At 67.8% G+C, this 14410-nt stretch carries 17 protein-coding genes; 4 read left to right on the forward strand and 13 right to left on the reverse strand.

Annotation, left to right across the window (positions count from 1 at the left end; translation table 11 throughout):
• Positions 1 to 91 precede the first annotated feature (91 nt).
• Positions 92 to 538 carry an REP-associated tyrosine transposase gene (locus tag A7X97_RS13110; protein WP_088496085.1) on the forward strand — a complete coding sequence of 149 codons (447 nt, stop codon included), beginning with the start codon at positions 92 to 94 and terminating at the stop codon, positions 536 to 538.
• A gap of 398 nt (positions 539 to 936) precedes the next feature.
• Here the strand turns inward: A7X97_RS13110 and A7X97_RS13115 are convergent, their stop codons facing one another.
• Genes A7X97_RS13115 through A7X97_RS13130 form a run of 4 tightly spaced genes read right to left on the reverse strand, consistent with a single transcriptional unit; the run spans position 937 to position 4858 of the window.
• The gene (locus A7X97_RS13115; protein ID WP_088496084.1) at positions 937 to 1305 is read right to left on the reverse strand and encodes a DUF2894 domain-containing protein; all 369 of its coding nucleotides are present in this window, start codon (positions 1303 to 1305) and stop codon (positions 937 to 939) included.
• On the reverse strand, positions 1295 to 1933 hold the full coding sequence (locus A7X97_RS13120) for an OmpA family protein (RefSeq protein WP_072167539.1): 639 nt from the start codon (positions 1931 to 1933) through the stop codon (positions 1295 to 1297). The genes A7X97_RS13115 and A7X97_RS13120 overlap by 11 nt, the downstream gene beginning before the upstream one ends.
• On the reverse strand, positions 1930 to 4194 hold the full coding sequence (locus tag A7X97_RS13125; RefSeq protein WP_088496083.1) for a DUF802 domain-containing protein: 2265 nt from the start codon (positions 4192 to 4194) through the stop codon (positions 1930 to 1932). The genes A7X97_RS13120 and A7X97_RS13125 overlap by 4 nt, the downstream gene beginning before the upstream one ends.
• Before the next feature lie 10 nt (positions 4195 to 4204).
• Positions 4205 to 4858 carry a DUF3348 family protein gene (locus A7X97_RS13130; RefSeq protein ID WP_005416902.1) on the reverse strand — a complete coding sequence of 218 codons (654 nt, stop codon included), beginning with the start codon at positions 4856 to 4858 and terminating at the stop codon, positions 4205 to 4207.
• Positions 4859 to 5004: 146 nt separating this feature from the next.
• On the opposite strand from A7X97_RS13130, the gene A7X97_RS13135 reads away from it, so the two are divergent.
• Entirely contained in the window at positions 5005 to 5928 is a 924-nt protein-coding gene (locus A7X97_RS13135; protein WP_072167542.1) for a M14 family metallopeptidase, read from the forward strand.
• A gap of 50 nt (positions 5929 to 5978) precedes the next feature.
• Here the strand turns inward: A7X97_RS13135 and A7X97_RS13140 are convergent, their stop codons facing one another.
• The 4 genes from A7X97_RS13140 to A7X97_RS22125 form a co-directional block, all read right to left on the reverse strand.
• Positions 5979 to 6371, reverse strand: a complete 393-nt coding sequence (locus A7X97_RS13140) for a diacylglycerol kinase (protein WP_088496082.1) — start codon at positions 6369 to 6371, stop codon at positions 5979 to 5981.
• Positions 6372 to 6453: 82 nt separating this feature from the next.
• A complete protein-coding gene (locus A7X97_RS13145) occupies positions 6454 to 7080 on the reverse strand; it encodes a hypothetical protein (protein WP_061479990.1) in 627 nt (208 codons plus the stop codon).
• 129 nt (positions 7081 to 7209) lie between these two features.
• Positions 7210 to 7503 carry a YbbD-related protein gene (locus tag A7X97_RS13150; protein WP_227837688.1) on the reverse strand — a complete coding sequence of 98 codons (294 nt, stop codon included), beginning with the start codon at positions 7501 to 7503 and terminating at the stop codon, positions 7210 to 7212.
• Entirely contained in the window at positions 7504 to 7842 is a 339-nt protein-coding gene (locus A7X97_RS22125) for a hypothetical protein (RefSeq protein ID WP_227837685.1), read from the reverse strand.
• A 348-nt stretch (positions 7843 to 8190) separates the two neighbouring features.
• Here A7X97_RS22125 and A7X97_RS13160 point away from each other — a divergent pair, with 348 nt between their 5' ends.
• On the forward strand, positions 8191 to 8508 hold the full coding sequence (locus A7X97_RS13160) for a hypothetical protein (RefSeq protein ID WP_088496080.1): 318 nt from the start codon (positions 8191 to 8193) through the stop codon (positions 8506 to 8508).
• A gap of 50 nt (positions 8509 to 8558) precedes the next feature.
• On the opposite strand, the gene A7X97_RS13165 is transcribed toward A7X97_RS13160, so the two are convergent.
• From A7X97_RS13165 to A7X97_RS13185, 5 genes are all read right to left on the reverse strand, one after another.
• Positions 8559 to 8906, reverse strand: coding sequence for an RcnB family protein (locus A7X97_RS13165; RefSeq protein ID WP_021204235.1), 348 nt, complete (start codon positions 8904 to 8906; stop codon positions 8559 to 8561).
• 134 nt (positions 8907 to 9040) lie between these two features.
• Positions 9041 to 10477 carry an efflux transporter outer membrane subunit gene (locus A7X97_RS13170; protein ID WP_111008025.1) on the reverse strand — a complete coding sequence of 479 codons (1437 nt, stop codon included), beginning with the start codon at positions 10475 to 10477 and terminating at the stop codon, positions 9041 to 9043.
• Entirely contained in the window at positions 10474 to 11358 is an 885-nt protein-coding gene (locus tag A7X97_RS13175; RefSeq protein WP_111008026.1) for an HlyD family secretion protein, read from the reverse strand. The genes A7X97_RS13170 and A7X97_RS13175 overlap by 4 nt, the downstream gene beginning before the upstream one ends.
• 1 nt (position 11359) lies before the next feature.
• Positions 11360 to 11569, reverse strand: coding sequence for a DUF1656 domain-containing protein (locus tag A7X97_RS13180; protein WP_005416886.1), 210 nt, complete (start codon positions 11567 to 11569; stop codon positions 11360 to 11362).
• Between the two features lie 4 nt (positions 11570 to 11573).
• Positions 11574 to 13544: an FUSC family protein gene (locus A7X97_RS13185; RefSeq protein ID WP_245885012.1), complete on the reverse strand. Its 1971-nt coding sequence runs from the start codon at positions 13542 to 13544 to the stop codon at positions 11574 to 11576.
• 70 nt (positions 13545 to 13614) lie between these two features.
• On the opposite strand from A7X97_RS13185, the gene A7X97_RS13190 reads away from it, so the two are divergent.
• Positions 13615 to 14409 (forward strand): AraC family transcriptional regulator, encoded by a 795-nt coding sequence (locus tag A7X97_RS13190; RefSeq protein ID WP_111008028.1) that lies wholly within the window; start codon positions 13615 to 13617, stop codon positions 14407 to 14409.
• The last annotated feature ends 1 nt before the right edge of the window (position 14410 follow it).

Genomic DNA, 14410 nt, shown 5'->3' on the forward strand with positions numbered 1-14410 from the left:
GCCGTCAACCTCATTCAACTTCAGACATCTCCCAACCCCCATCGAGGCTTGGCCTGACAGCCAACGCCCAATGATCGACCCACCATGGCGCATGAGCAGCCATCGCCTCCGCCTGGGCCGTCACTCGATCATCGGCCAGGCCTATGTCCTGACAACCACGACCCACCAGCGCCGCCGGCTCTTTGAAAGCGAAGCTGCAGCAGCATGTGTAATCGACCAGTTCCATTACATCGAACAGCGCGGGCTCGTACGGTCACACGCATGGGTCGTCATGCCGGATCACGTCCACTGGATGTTCGAGCTGCGTGCAGCTGACCTTCCCGACATCGCGCGCCGGATGAAGTCGTCGAGCGCGCTTGCCCTGAATCGCCTGGCGGGCCGTCGAAGCACGGTGTGGCAGCCCGGCTACTTCGATCATGCATTGAGGACCGAAGAGTCGCTGGCGCGGCAGGCGTTGTACATCCTGGGGAATCCGGTACGCGCCGGTCTCGCTGGACAGATTGGCGAGTATCCCTATGCGTGGTCGGCCTGGATGTGATGCCGGCCAGCGGCCGGCACCACCACAGCAGAACCGACGCGCAGCGTAGATCGCGTTCCGGCGCACAGAGCACCCTCGATGGTAGTGCCGGCCGCTGGCCGGCAACCACATGACCCGCGCAGAGATGCGTAGCTGCCGGCCAGCGGCCGGCACCATCATTCAATGTTCAGCGCGGCCATTCGCTGTTCAGCGCCGCCTGCGCGCGCTTCGGCCGTGGTCGGCCTGGATGTGATGCCGGCCAGCGGCCGGCACTACCACAGCAGAGCCGACGCGCAGCGCAGATCGCGTTCCGGCGCACAGAGCACCCTCGATGGTAGTGCCGGCCGCTGGCCGGCAACCACATGACCTGCGCAGAGATGCGTAGCTGCCGGCCGGCGACCGGCACTACCATTCAGTGTTCAGCGCGGCTTGCGCGTACGCTTTGGCTTTGTGGTATCACCGCCGCTGGCGGCGCTGTCCTGCAGCGCCTGCAGCCAGGACAAGGTGTCCACATAGTCGATGAAGTGGCGAAGGTAGCCGGGGCTGGCGGCCTGCATCATGTCGAGCATGCGTTGCACCAGTACCGCCGAGTTCAGCGGGCCGCCATCGGCCGGGGCCTCGGCGCGTAGCGAGCGGCGCACCTGCAGTTCGCTGCGCAGCTCCGACCATTCGCGCTGCACCTGTTGCAGCATCGGCACCTGCGGGTAATGCGGCAGCGAGCGCGACCCCGCATCGAGGTCACGCACCAATGCGCGCAGGCCTTCCAGGGCGGGCGGTTTACTTGCCATCCGCCGCCTTGGGCTTGGGAATCGGCGCGATTTCCACGCGGCGATTGCGCGCGCGGCCTTCCTCATTGGCGTTGGAACTGACCGGCTGCTCGCTGCCGAACGCGGCGGCGAACACGGCGTCGGCCGGTACGCCATCGGCGATCAGGGTGCGGGTCACGGTCAGCGAGCGCTGCGCGGACAGCTCCCAGTTGTCAGCAAAGCGGCGGTTGCCTTCGCGCACGGGCGCATCGTCGGTGAAGCCGCTGACCATCAGGATCTCTTCGCGGCTGCCCAGATAGGCGGCCAGCGGTGCGGCCAGGCTGCGCAGCAGCTCCTGGCCTTCCGGCTGCAGCTGGTCGGAGTTGAGCGCGAACAGCACGCTGCCGCTGATGCCGATGCGGCCATTCACCAGCGTCACGCGGCCGGCCGCCAGCGGTCCGGCCAACGCTTGCTCCAGCGTCTGCAGGCGCTTGGCCTCGGCCTGGCGCTGCTTCACTTCCTGCTCCAGCCGCTGCGACAGCTCCAGCTGCACCGCGACCACACCCACCAGGATCAGCACGAACGCACCAAGCAGCACCGACATCAGGTCGCCGAAGGCGGCCCAGATCGGCGCGTGCGAGCCGCCATCGACCTCCAGCTCGTCGCTCATGCGCTGCCGGCCTTGCCGCGGCGTGTGGCCAGCTGCTGCAGTTCTTCCATCACCTGCTTCTGCGACAGCAGGCTGAGGTCGACCACCTCGCGCGCCTGCGCTACGTAGTAAGCCAGTTGCTCATCGCTTCGGGCCAGCGAGGCATCCAGTGCACCACCGATCTGTTCCAGGCGGCCGGAAAGCTCGGTGGCGGCACTGCCGAACTGCGCGACCGCTTCACCGAAGGCGCCGGCCAGCTGGCCGACGTCACCCGCGCTGCCGGTAAGTGCTGCCGCAATGCCATCCAGCTTGCCGGTCTCGGCGGCGATATGATCGGTAAAGCGGTTGCCGACACGCTCCAGCAGCTCGGCCGAACCGCCAACCAGTGCGTCCACCGCGGTGCGCTGTTCGTGCGATGCGTGGTTGATCGCATCGAGCAGGGTCTGCACGGTGGCCAGCAGGCGGCCGCGCTCTTCCAGCATTGCGTTGTCGCGTACCAGGCTCTCGGACAGCGTGCTGCGCAGCTCGTTGATGACATCGGCGGCAGCCTTCGGCGCGGCCGCGGCGGTCTGCAGCAGGGTGGACACTTCGGCCAGCGTGGCACTGGCCTGCGCGCGACCGTTCTCGCCGATCTGCTGTGCGGTGGCCGCCAGCGCGTCGCAGACCCGTTGCTGCTGTGCAGCCAGGCGTTCGCCATTGGCCTGCAGGCGCTCGGCCAGCTCGGTGGAAACGTGCTGCAGGGCATCGCTCCAGCGCTGCAGGCGCTGTTCGTCACCGGCCTGCAGTTGCGCCTGCAGGGCGGCGTGGGCCTGCTGCAACTCGGCGCTGACCGCGTCCCAGCGTGCCTGGCGCTGCTGCTCGCGGCTGTCCAGGCTGGCCTGCAGTTGGGCATGCGCAGTCGCGGCGGCGGCCTGGGCGGCTTGCCACTGTTGCGAGCGCTGCTGTTCGTGGTCCTGCAGCAGCGACTGGCTGGCGCTGTGGCGCTGTTCCAGTGCCTGCAGCAGTGCCTGCGCGTGCTCGTCCAGCTGCTGGCCGGCCGCCAGCAGCGCCTGCTGCTGGCGCTCGATCAGCGCGCTGTTCAGTGCCTGCTGCTGCTCGATGGCGGCGCGCCAGGCCTCGGCGTTGCCGTTGGCATCGGCCTGCAGGCGCTCGCCGATGCGCGCGATCAACGCTTCGGCATGCGTGCCCTGGCCATCGCTGAAGGCCTGCAGGTGCTGGCGCAGATCACTCACCAGCGCCTGCTGCGCCTGGGACTGTTCACTCACCACCTTGGCCCAGCTGGCTTCGGTGGCGACCCGGCTGCGTTCGAAACCGTCGCTCAGGCCCGCAAGCTGCTGTTGCACGGCCCGCTCGACACGGGCATGCAACGCTTCGCCATGGTGAGCCAGACCGGCCAGGGTGGTCTCGGCCATCGGCTGCAGCGCGCCACCGATGGCCGCGGCACTGGCTTCGGCACCTTCGCGCAGCGACTGCTGCAGCGACAGGGCCAGGCGTTCCTGCAGCGCCTGGCTCTGCGTCAGGAACTCGGCCTGGCCTGCCAGCAGGCGCTCATTGGCGGCCGCACTGTGCTGTTCAAAGGTGCTGGTCATCGCCTGCAGGCGGTCGACCAGCGCCGGCAGCGCGGCGGACTGTGCCTGCAGCAGGCGCAGGGATTCGGCGCGCTGCCAGGCCTGCGAATACGGGTGCAGGTCGCCGGCAATGGCGCGGTCCAGCTGCTGCACGGCCTGCAGGCGGTCGCGGCGCAGCAGCGCGGCCAACAGACCGAGCATCGCCGAGCTGGCCACGCCGGCGATCGAGGTACCGAAGGCCACCGCCAGGCCCTGCACCGGCGAGGCCAGCGAGCCGCGGATGGCGGCCATGTCGGTGGCGCTCTGCAGGGCCAGGCCAGTGCCGCGCAGGGTATCCATCATGCCCAGCAGGGTGCCGAGCATGCCGAGCAGCACCAGCAGGCCGACCAGGTACGGGGTCAGCACCGGCGCGGGCAGGGCAGTGCGCTCGCCTTCCACGCGCAGGCGCACGGCGTTGCGCAGGCCCACCGGCACGCGCTCCAGCCAGGGAGCGAGGCTTTCCTTTGCGCTGGACAGGTCGTTCAGTGCGGCGCGCAGGCCGTTGCTGGCCTGGCGGTAGCGGTACAGCTCCACGCCGCCGGCGATGTAGCAGGCCGCGATGATTGCCGCCACCGCTGCACCCAGCGGATGCACCGAAACGTAGCCAATGCCGATCCAGCACACGGCCAGCAGGCCGACAAGGAAAACAACGACATGGAGAGCAGTTCTGGACATGGTGTTCCGGTCAGTGGGAGCGCAGGGCGTCTTGCAGCCCTTCGATCGGGTGGAAGCGCAGCTGCAGCTCGGCGAGCAGCAGCGTGCGCATGTCATGGCGGAAGGCCGCGCGCCAGCCGGGCTGGCCATGCACGCGTTCAAAACGGGCGCCGAGCACCGCCGGCGCGGTGGCCAGCAGGCTGTGCTCGCGCGGGGTGAGGGTCTGTTCCATCACCGCATCAACCTCGGCCAGTCGCGCCAGCTCCGGCGAGACCTGTACCAGCTGGTCGCGCAGGCGGCCGCGCAGGCGCCCGGTGGCGGTCTGGATGGCCTGCTGCAGCACCCGGTAGCGCTGGCGCAGCGAAGCGAAGTTGGGTGCGGCAGCGGCCTCGGCCAGGTCCAGCAGGCGCTCGGCCTCGGCGTCTTCGCGGATCGAGGCCAGCAGGCTGGCATGGGCCTGGGCGCAGTCGGCCAGTACATCCTCGGCCCCCTCGGCAGCTTCGCCGGGCTCGGGCAGGCGTCCGCCCAACGCGCCGGACAGGGCCACGGCACGGCTCCAGTCCACCCACTGGCCGAGGCGATCGGTCAGAGCGGGACTGCTGGCCGGCATCGCGCCGTCGCTGAGACGGGCGAGCAGGCGGAGGAACTCCGGTCCACCCAGGACCGGCTGCGCTGCGTTCGCCATCAAGGGGTGAGGGGCCAAAAACCGCTGATTTTACAGCCAGATGACCCCGGCTGGATGAAGGCGGGGCGTGGGGGGCGGTACCTGCAGGCGCGACAAGGCTTAGAATGTCCGGCTGCATCCACCCGCTCGACCCTTGGAGTACCCCCATGACTGTTGCGCAGTTCTACCCGATCGGCACCCCCGGACAGCCCTGGGGCGACGTGGAACGCGCACAGTGGCGGGCCCGCCAGCAGCGCCAGCGCAGCTACCACGATGACGTGGTGGCCGCCCTCGAACGCCTGGACGACAGCGTTTTCGACGTGATCCAGTACGGCCAGCTGGACTATGCGCCGGACCATTATCCGCTGTTCGCGGTGGTCAACCACGACTGGAACCCGGCGCTGCCGACCGCGCTGATCACCGGCGGCGTACATGGCTACGAGACCAGCGGCGTGCACGGCGCCCTGCAGTTCCTGGAACAGCAGGCCGAGCGTTACCTGGGTCGGCTGAACCTGATCGTGGCGCCGTGCGTCAGCCCGTGGGGCTACGAGCGCATCCAGCGCTGGAACCCGGATGCGATCGATCCGAACCGCAGCTTCCGTGACGGTGGCCAGATCGAGGAAGCGGCCGCCCTGATGCGCTGGGTGGCCGAGCGCAAGCCGAACCTGCTGGTGCACCTGGACCTGCACGAAACCACCGACAGCGACCTGCACGAGTTCGATCCGGCGCGTTGCGCCCGCGACGGCAAGCCGTTCGAGCGCGACACGATTCCCGATGGCTTCTATGTGATCGGCAACAGCGAAGACCCGCAGGCCGAGTTCCAGAAGGCCCTGATCGCCGCAGTGGCGCCCATCACCCACATCGCTCCGGCCGATGCCGACGGCAACCTGGTCGGCCTGCCGCTGCAGTCGCCGGGCGTGGTCTGGGGCGAGTCGCGTTCGATCGGCGCCTGCGCCGGCTTCACCGACGCACGCTTTGCCACCACCACCGAGGTCTACCCGGACAGCCCGCGCACCAACCCGCAGGAATGCAACGACGCCCAGGTGGCGGCGGTGTGCGCCGGCCTGGATTTCGCCCTGGCGGCGCAGTAGCGCATCAACACGAGGTAGCGCCGGGCCCTGCCCGGCGGGTCGGGCGTGCGCTAGCCCAGCAGGATCACGCCCCACACCGTACCGACCATCAGCAGCGCGGTGGTCTGTGCGGCGCTGCCCATGTCCTTGGCGTTCTTGGATAGTGGGTGGTGGTCAAGCGAGATGCGGTCGACCACCGCTTCGATGGCCGAGTTGAGCAGTTCCACCAGCAGGCTGATGAAGCAGGCCGCCAGCACCACGGCGCGTTCGACCCTGCTGATGTCCAGCAGGAACGCGGTGGCGATCAGCAGTGCATTCAGCAGCAACAGCTGCCGGAAGGCTGCTTCGCCACGGAAGGTGGCAATGAAGCCATCGCGCGAATGGATCAGCGTATGGAAGATACGGCGAAGCCCGGTCTTGCCGTGCGGGTACTTGCCGCTGTCCCTGGGGTGAAGTGGCTGCATGCCGGTCCTGCCATGAGTTGACCTCACGACAGGATGTGCAGGCAGGCGTCGGGAAGGCGTCGGACGCCCGTTGGATTTTCCTTCAGCCGCCTTGGCGCTGCGCCTGGATGGCCTGGTCGAGGGCGTCCAGCTCATCCGTCGGCGAGGCCAACCATGCCGGGTACGCCTCGGTCTCGACGAAGGCGGAGGATCGCAGCACGTCATCGAACGCCGGATTGTCCTTCTCCGCATGGCGCAGCAGGCCGGACATCAGCCCGCAGATGCGGACTGCGGCCTGGAAGGCGCCCTGCAATGAACCGGCCGGCTCGGTGACCGTGTTGAGGAAGGCCGCATAGGCCGGCCCATCGAAGACGAAGTCCTCGCGCCGCTGGAAGGCATCACCGTTGAGGTTGGCTTCGCCAGAGACGTGCCGCGAGAATCCCCAGGACCAGATGTCGAGGAAACGCAGGTCATCCAGCATCCGGCGCGCATCGTCATTCAGTGGAACGGCGCCGGACAGGGCGTGCTCCAGCGTGGCCGCCGCGAAGGGCTCGGTGCCCTCGTGGGCCAGGAAATCGCTCAGGCAGCGCAGGGCACCGGGATGATGCGGGTCCAGCTGCAGCGCCCGGTAGATCACCCGCGCACCTTCGACGTGACGGCCCTGGGCGATGAAGATGTTGAGGGCATGGTGCGCGAGCTGGTCGGCGCTGAGGTCGGCAATGCGGGTCATCGGGTCTGGCGGGCATGGACGAAAGGTGTGCGCCAGTCTGACAGATCGCTCAATCGGCCGGGCTGCGTGAATCGCGGATCGAATAGATCACCGAGAAGTCCTGGGGAGGAGTGAGGTGCCGCTCGCGCATCAGCGCGCGTAGGTTCGCCAGAAAAGCACGTGGTCTTCGGCCGTGTTGACGGCGACGAAGACGGATTTTCCGGATTCGGGCGCGCAGCGAAAGACGCGGTACGACGACTTGAGCGTCCCGTCGCCCGGCCACCAGTATCGATCGAACGCAACAGGATCGCTGCTACTGAATGTCGTTGCCTGGCAATCCGCCGGCAGCTGCAGTGATGCCGCAGGGGGTTTGGTGAAGGCCAGCGCGCTGGTGTTCGAGTCGAGGTCATGTACCTCCCGCAGATCGGTCGCCGCTTGCGGCACCTAGCCGGGAATCCACCCCTTGTTCACCCTGTCGGAGTCAAGCGCCTCCTGCAGGGTGTCGAACGAACTGTCCATCACCATACCGCAGGCGCATAGCGCGATACAGAACGTCACGACAATGGCGCGCCTGGCCCATGCAACGGGGCTGGTCATCCTCGTCATGCTCTGCGGAAAGCAGCCTACCCACTTCTTAGGGCGGCAAGCGCTTGAGCCGCGCTTCCAGCCCCGGTCGTACGGCCGGTCGCAGGGTTCTGCATGGCGCTGCGCCTTGCGCGCGTACTGCTGCATGAACAGGCCGATCTCCTGCGCGATCCTGTCCTTCCGGCTCTTGCCTGCCATCGACGGGCGTCCCTGTGTTCATCCTGAATCATCGGTCGGCGCACGCCAGCACGGATGACGGGCGCCGCAACAGGCCGGTTTGACGTTGAGGAAGGTCTGCGCGGATGATGCGCGGGCGCGCGGCGCAGGAGGGGATCTGTCAATGGGGCAACCTGACGTGGTGGAGCATGCCGGTGTTCCCTTTACCCGCTATGCCAGCCGTGAATGCAGTGGTCTCTGTGCGCAGCGATGGTGGTATGAGAACCGGTTGGGCCTGGATACCGAAGCCTGGTCGGTGGAGCTGGATGCTTCCGATCGCGTGCTCACAACGTCGCGCTTGACGTCACCCTAGAAGACCGCGACGAACGCATGCGCATCCATCGACCTTTCGTCTTCATCGCAAGCCTGGCCCTGATGGCGTTGTGCGGGCTGATGGGCGTGCTGGTGCTCGTCCATGGCTTCAACGAGCAGGGCCTGCGCTGTGGCAGGCTGTGCTCACTGGAGGTCTCCCTCCGCCTGCTCTTCGGTGATCGGGGATTCGAACTGCTGGTGGCGATGGGACTGTTTGCCACAGCGCTGATGTGCGCGTATATCGCACTGCGGGAGGGCATGCATGCCGGGCGGCCGCGGAGGCAGGTGCAGCGTCGGGGGCGCAAGCGCCGCCGACCGTCACAGCCCCGGTCGTGAGTATCCCTCCACGTGGCGTGCTGCCGCGCGGAGGGACACCGCAGGAGGTCTCAGCGATGCAGCGCGTCGATGATCAAGCCGGTCGCGATCTCCACCAACAGATACTCGGTGTCGGACTGGCGCACCCAGCGCTGGCCGCGACCCGGATTGCGCAGGTCGTAGCGCGCGTAGTCGTCTACCCAGTAGCGGCGGTCCACTTCGGCCCAGGGCAGGCGGTCGCCACGACGCCAGGCCTTCTTCTGCCAGCCCGGCGGCGGCGCATCGCGGTTGTGCGGGCCGCCTGCATGCGGCGGCGGGCCGTTGCCGCGGGCGTGGTGCGGCGGATCGGCGAAGGCGGGGGCCGCAGCCAACGCGGTGGCGGTGGTCAAGGCGATGGCAAGCAAACGTGTGGTCTTCATGGAGATGCCTCCGTCATGGCCGCGGCATGCGGCGCTGTGGCGGGAATATAGGGCAGGCAGCGTGAATGAATACGGGTGTGCGCGGCACTTTCCTGAACACACGGCGTGACGTGCAGTCGCCGTCCCGGAACGGATCAACGGGTCCCGTCCCGGGCCGGATCCGTTGCGCCCCAACCACCGCCCAGTGACAGGAACAGATCCATCTGGCGATCGACCCGGTCCGCGCGCGATGCGGCCAACGCGGACTCCGCATCTGCCAGTGCGGCCTGGGCCGAAAGCACATCGAGAAAATCGATCCTGCCGAAACGGTAGAGCTGCTGCGCCTGCCCCGCGGCCCGCGCTGCGTCCCCACGCGCCTGTGCCAGGCTGCGCTCGCGTTCGAGCTCCTGCGTGCAGGCAGAAAGCGCAGTCTCGGTCTGGCGCAGTGCCTGCAGCACCGCGCCGTCAAAGGAAGCAAGAGCGGTATCTGCATTGGCACCGGCCGCTGCGATGCGGGCCTTGGTGGCGCGGCGGTTGGGCCAGTGCCATGACAGCAGCGGCCCGACGCTCGCCCCGAAACCGTTGGCGGAAAGCAGCTGCCCTCGCATGCCCGCCGTGCCCAGGGACGCGCCCAGGGTGACCTGCGGATAGAGTTCCGCGGTCTCTACGCCGATCATGGCCGTGGCCGCGGCAAGGCTCCGCTCGGCGGCACGTATGTCGGGGCGCCGCTGGAGCAGCTGCCAGCCCTCACCGACCGGCAGCGCCTGCCCCAGCTCCGGGGGGCGCGGGCACGCTTCCGCCTCCCTCGGATAGTCTGCCGGCACCCTGCCCATCAGCGCGGCCAGTTCGAACAGTGCGGCCTGGCGCTTCGCCAGCAGGTGCGGCACCGCCGCCGCGCTGCGGTTGACCGCCGCTTCGGCACGGCTGACATCGAAGTCCGTTCCGCGCCCGCCCGCGGCCAGGCGACGGGTTGCCTCCAGCGTGGCGCGCTGTATCGCCAGCACCTGCCGGGTCGCAGCGAGCGTGTGATTGCTTGTGCAGATCTGGAGATAGGCACGGGTGACAGCAGCAGCGACGACCACGCGGACCTGGTCGCGTGCCGCAGCGACAGCCTCCGCGTCGGCGTTGGCGGCTTCGATGCCGCGGCGGATGCCGCCTGCAAGATCCAGTGGATAGGAGAGGTGAAGGCCCAGCGCATAGGACTGCGGCGCGGCCGACGCCTGGGTGTAGCCACCGGCACGGGTGAGCGTGCCCGATGCATCCACGTCGGCCTGCACGGCACCGCGCGCGCGGTACTCCAGCACGGTAGCGCTGGCGCGCCGAAGATTGGCATCAGCGGCGCGCAGGTCGGTGTTGGCCGCCAGTGCTTCGCGCACGTAGCCGTCAAGCTGGGGGTCGCCATACAGTTGCCACCACCGATCGGGTGGCGCGTCGTGGCTGAACGATGCCTCCTTGCCCGAGACGAACGGCTGCGCCGCGCGTGTGGAGGCAGCGGCGGCATTCGCAGGCAGGTGATAGTCGGGGCCGGAGACGCAGGCCGTCATCGGCAGCAGCAGGGCAAGCAGCCCACCGCGTAGTGTTCGCAAGCTCACTTGCAGGCTCCCTGTGCCGAGGGCGTGATGGTCACACTCGCAGTGCGACCGACGATCAGGCGGGTATCCGGCCGCGCATCATCAATGCGGATGCGTACCGGGATCCGCTGTGCCAGCCTCACCCAGGTGTACGTCGGCGCTACGGCGGGGAGCAGGTTGTGCGTGCTTGAGCGCTGATCGTCGGCAATGCCGGCGGCGATGGTATCCACCTGCCCGCGCACGTCGTGGTCGTCGCCCATCAGCCGGGCCACGGCGGCATCGCCCTCGGTGATGCAGGCCAGCTTGGTTTCCTCGAAATAGCCCTCGATGCGCAGGCTGCGGGTGTCGATCAGCGCCAGCGCCTGTGCCCCCGGCTGCAGGTAGTCGCCCGCGTGCAGGTCCAGGTTGGTGACGATGCCATCGGTGGTCGCACGCACCTCGGTGCGTTGCACATTGAGCCGGGCAACGCGCTGTTCGGCCCGCGCCTGCGCCAGGGCGGCCAGCTCGGTATCGACCTTGGCGGCATTGCGTTCGCGGGTTTCCGAAGCGACCAGGTTGCCCAGTGCGTCGTCCCGCGTCGATTCGCGGCGGGCCAGTGCCAGCGTGGCGCGTGCGCTGCTGGCCGCTGCGTCGGCCTTCTCAAGTGCGGCAGCGAAGCGCGGCTGGTCCAGCACCAGCAGCAGCTGTCCGGCGCTCACCCGCTGGTTGTCGTGCACCAGCACCTGGGTGACCAATCCCCCCATGTCCGACGCAACGCGCACCACGTCGGCGCGCACCCGCCCATCGCGCGTCCACGGGCGTGTTTCGTAGCGATGCCAGATGGCCAGTGCAGCGACGACGGCAATTGCGAACACCACCAGGGTTGCGCTCCAGCGCCCGATGACAGCAAGCGTGTGTTTCATCTCATTTCTCGAACAGGGGCGCGAGCCGGATCATCAGCTCCGCCAGGATCACGAACAGGGACAGACCCACCAGTGGCCACGCGGCGAACAACCGGTACAGACCGAGGCTGGCGAGGAAACGTGAGGTCAGTACCGACAGCGCCAGCGCGGCGACGGCCACCGCAAGCAGGCCGGGAATCAGCACGCCGTCAATCGAAAGATCAGGAAGCATGAGGTCAGCGCCGGTGGGTGAACAAAGGTACGAGAAGGTCGCGGCGCAACCCGCAGAGCAGGTGCGACAGATGCTCCCGATCAGCCCCACTGCTGGTAACCACTGCTTCGCGCATTCGGTCCAGCACTTCCAGAAGATGGGTGTCGATACGGCGCGGCGGGTGGGCACGAACCCTGAAATGCTCGGCGATGCGTTCGATCAGCAGTGCATGAAGCGCCCGGACCTGCGGATTGTCCAGGCACCTTTCCAGTGCGCGAAGTTGGCTGGATGCACGTGCCGCACGAACATCCGCAAACAATGCCCGCAGGTCGTGTCCTGCGCTGGAACGGCCCTGCAGCCTGGGAGCGAGCAGCCCGATTCGATCCAGCATGCGGCTGAGCCAGGCGCGTGTCACATCACCTTGTCCGGCGGCGTGTCGTGCGATGTCCCGGCGGATCGAACGCTCCAGCCGAGCGCGGTTGCGGCCCGCATCGGCGCTCTGGAACAGCTGCATGCTGCACAGTGCCACCGTCGTACCGATGAACAATGCAACGCTGTTGTTGAGTGCGCCGACGATGTTGACCGTATTGGTCGCGCCCAGTCCCGCGATGAGCGGAAACGTCAGCACCACGCCCAGCGCAGCCATGATGAAGGGAGGCCGGGCCAGGAACGATCCGCACAGCAGCAGCGCAGGCGCCAGCGCGGCAATCAGGCCGACGAAATCGGACAGCGCGGGGAAGATCAGCAAACCGTAGAGCAGGCCGACGGCAACGCCGATCAACGACCCCACCAGATAGCGCATGACATGCGGCGCAGGCGCTTCGATCGTGCCGAACAGCACGCACGCCGTGCCGATGATGGACACCGCCGTGGCGCCGTCCGACCAGCCGGTAGCGATCCACAGAACGCAGCTCAGCAGGATGCCGACGAACGCGCCCAGCGCGCTGCGCAGGGCAAGCCGATGATCCCGGTGAAGTACCGCACCCTGCACATGTCGCGCAAGGCGGGCAGGTACATGCCGACGCCAGTCGGGGCGGGCAATGTGCAGTTGTGCCTGCAGCACGCGGCAGTCGGCGCGGGCCAGGTCGAGCTCGGCCTGTTGCACGGCAAGGCAGGTCTGCATCAGCTCGCGCCAGCCAGGCGAATCCATCGCGCGGGCCTGGGGTGAGCGCAGCCGGTCGATGGAAACTTCCACCGCGCTGGACAGCATCAGCACGTCCAGCATCCGGTCGTGCAGGGCGCGCAGGATCTGCACCTGCGCCACGCCGTGGGCGCTGTCGTAGGGCAGGTGGATCGACAGTACATGCAACTCGAGCAGGTCGGCGGCCACTTTCGAGCGGTCCGTCGCCAGCACCGTGACCGATGCGCCGGCGCGCATGTCCCGTGTCCATCGTTCCGCGTCATCCAGCACGGCAGCAACCCGTGCGTGCACGCGCGACGAAACCCGGCGCGGCAGCACCAGCCCATGGACCAGCGTTGCGGCCAGGATGCCGATGGCGATTTCCTGCACCCGCGTGATGGCAATGGTGAACACGTCTGCCGGCACCATCACCGCAGGAAACCCGATCAGGCTGGTGGTATAGCCGGCCAGCAGGAACGCATAGGCACGTGGCGTGCGGTCGAGCATTGCCAGATACAGGCAAAGCGACATCCAGGTGGCGAGCGCGGCGCTCAGCACCAGGGGTGCATTGGCGAAGCGTGGCACCAGCGCGACGGTGGCGACGGCCCCGCCCACGGTACCGAGCAGGCGAAACAGCCCGCGGCTCAGTGTTGCCCCGGAAAGGGGCTGCGACACCAGATAGACCGTGCCGATCACCCAGAACGGGCGATTCAGGCCGATCCGCAGGGAGACATACAGCCCCAGCGACGCGGCGAGCAGGCATTTGAGCGAGAACAGCACGGCCTCCTGGTCGGTCCGGAGGGCAGGGCTTTTCAATCGGGCGAATGCCTGGAGCAGGTGGGGAAGGAAAGGTGTGGGGAGGTGCATGCGGCTCATGCTAGTGATCGGCCGCAACGACTAATTTCGCTACAATGACAATCAATCGCTAAAATCGGTCAATGTGAGAATGGCTCGCATTTCGCTCCCCGGCTTTGACCTGGACCCGGACGAGACCGACCGCCCGGCGGTTGCCAGCCGCCTGCAGGTGGCCGAGCACGACGCAGAGATTCCCGTGCATGAACACCGCAAGGGCCAGCTCATTCTTGCGCTGCATGGCGCGGTGACCTGCGAAGTGGCCAATGCGTTGTGGATCGTGCCGCCCCAGTGTGGCGTCTGGATCCCGGGCGGCATGCCGCACAGCAATCGCGCCACCGCCAACGCGCGCCTGTGCTACCTGTTCGTCGAGCCCGGCGTCGTCGACCTGCCGGCGCAGTGCGTGACGCTGGCGATCTCGCCGATGCTGCGCGAGATGATCCTGCACCTGGCCGACGCGCCGCTGGACTACCCGCATGGCAGCCACACCGACCGGTTGGCGCGGGTGTTGCTGGACGAGCTGGTACAGATGCCGGCCGAGCATCTGTCGTTGCCGGTCAGCCATCACCCGAAGGTGCGTGCGCTGGCGGCGGCGCTGTCGGCGGATCCGGCAGATCGCAGCACCATCAGCCAGTGGGCGGTGCGCCTGGCCCTGGGCGAGCGCACATTGACCCGGCTCATCGAACGGGAAATGGGCTTGTCCTTCGGGCGCTGGCGGCAGCAGCTGCACCTGCTCATCGCCATTCGGGAACTTGCCACGGGCGCACCGGTACAACGCGTTTCCGAGACGCTGGGCTATGAGTCGGTGACGGCCTTCATCACGATGTTCAAGAAGGCGCTTGGCCTTTCCCCGGCGCGGTACTTCGCGGTGCGCTTGCGTGGGCGGTAGC

The organism is Stenotrophomonas sepilia, from assembly GCF_003244875.1.
Lineage (GTDB): Bacteria > Pseudomonadota > Gammaproteobacteria > Xanthomonadales > Xanthomonadaceae > Stenotrophomonas > Stenotrophomonas sepilia.

Excerpts from the sequence above, each read along its gene's own strand:
- A7X97_RS13110 (WP_088496085.1), top strand. The coding sequence starts at position 92 with ATGAGCAGCCATCGCCTCCGCCTGGGCCGTCACTCGATCATCGGCCAG.
- A7X97_RS13115 (WP_088496084.1), bottom strand. The coding sequence starts at position 1,305 with ATGGCAAGTAAACCGCCCGCCCTGGAAGGCCTGCGCGCATTGGTGCGT.
- A7X97_RS13120 (WP_072167539.1), bottom strand. The coding sequence starts at position 1,933 with ATGAGCGACGAGCTGGAGGTCGATGGCGGCTCGCACGCGCCGATCTGG.
- A7X97_RS13125 (WP_088496083.1), bottom strand. The coding sequence starts at position 4,194 with ATGTCCAGAACTGCTCTCCATGTCGTTGTTTTCCTTGTCGGCCTGCTG.
- A7X97_RS13130 (WP_005416902.1), bottom strand. The coding sequence starts at position 4,858 with ATGGCGAACGCAGCGCAGCCGGTCCTGGGTGGACCGGAGTTCCTCCGC.
- A7X97_RS13135 (WP_072167542.1), top strand. The coding sequence starts at position 5,005 with ATGACTGTTGCGCAGTTCTACCCGATCGGCACCCCCGGACAGCCCTGG.
- A7X97_RS13140 (WP_088496082.1), bottom strand. The coding sequence starts at position 6,371 with ATGCAGCCACTTCACCCCAGGGACAGCGGCAAGTACCCGCACGGCAAG.
- A7X97_RS13145 (WP_061479990.1), bottom strand. The coding sequence starts at position 7,080 with ATGACCCGCATTGCCGACCTCAGCGCCGACCAGCTCGCGCACCATGCC.
- A7X97_RS22125 (WP_227837685.1), bottom strand. The coding sequence starts at position 7,842 with ATGGCAGGCAAGAGCCGGAAGGACAGGATCGCGCAGGAGATCGGCCTG.
- A7X97_RS13160 (WP_088496080.1), top strand. The coding sequence starts at position 8,191 with ATGCGCATCCATCGACCTTTCGTCTTCATCGCAAGCCTGGCCCTGATG.
- A7X97_RS13165 (WP_021204235.1), bottom strand. The coding sequence starts at position 8,906 with ATGAAGACCACACGTTTGCTTGCCATCGCCTTGACCACCGCCACCGCG.
- A7X97_RS13175 (WP_111008026.1), bottom strand. The coding sequence starts at position 11,358 with ATGAAACACACGCTTGCTGTCATCGGGCGCTGGAGCGCAACCCTGGTG.
- A7X97_RS13180 (WP_005416886.1), bottom strand. The coding sequence starts at position 11,569 with ATGCTTCCTGATCTTTCGATTGACGGCGTGCTGATTCCCGGCCTGCTT.
- A7X97_RS13185 (WP_245885012.1), bottom strand. The coding sequence starts at position 13,544 with ATGAGCCGCATGCACCTCCCCACACCTTTCCTTCCCCACCTGCTCCAG.
- A7X97_RS13190 (WP_111008028.1), top strand. The coding sequence starts at position 13,615 with ATGGCTCGCATTTCGCTCCCCGGCTTTGACCTGGACCCGGACGAGACC.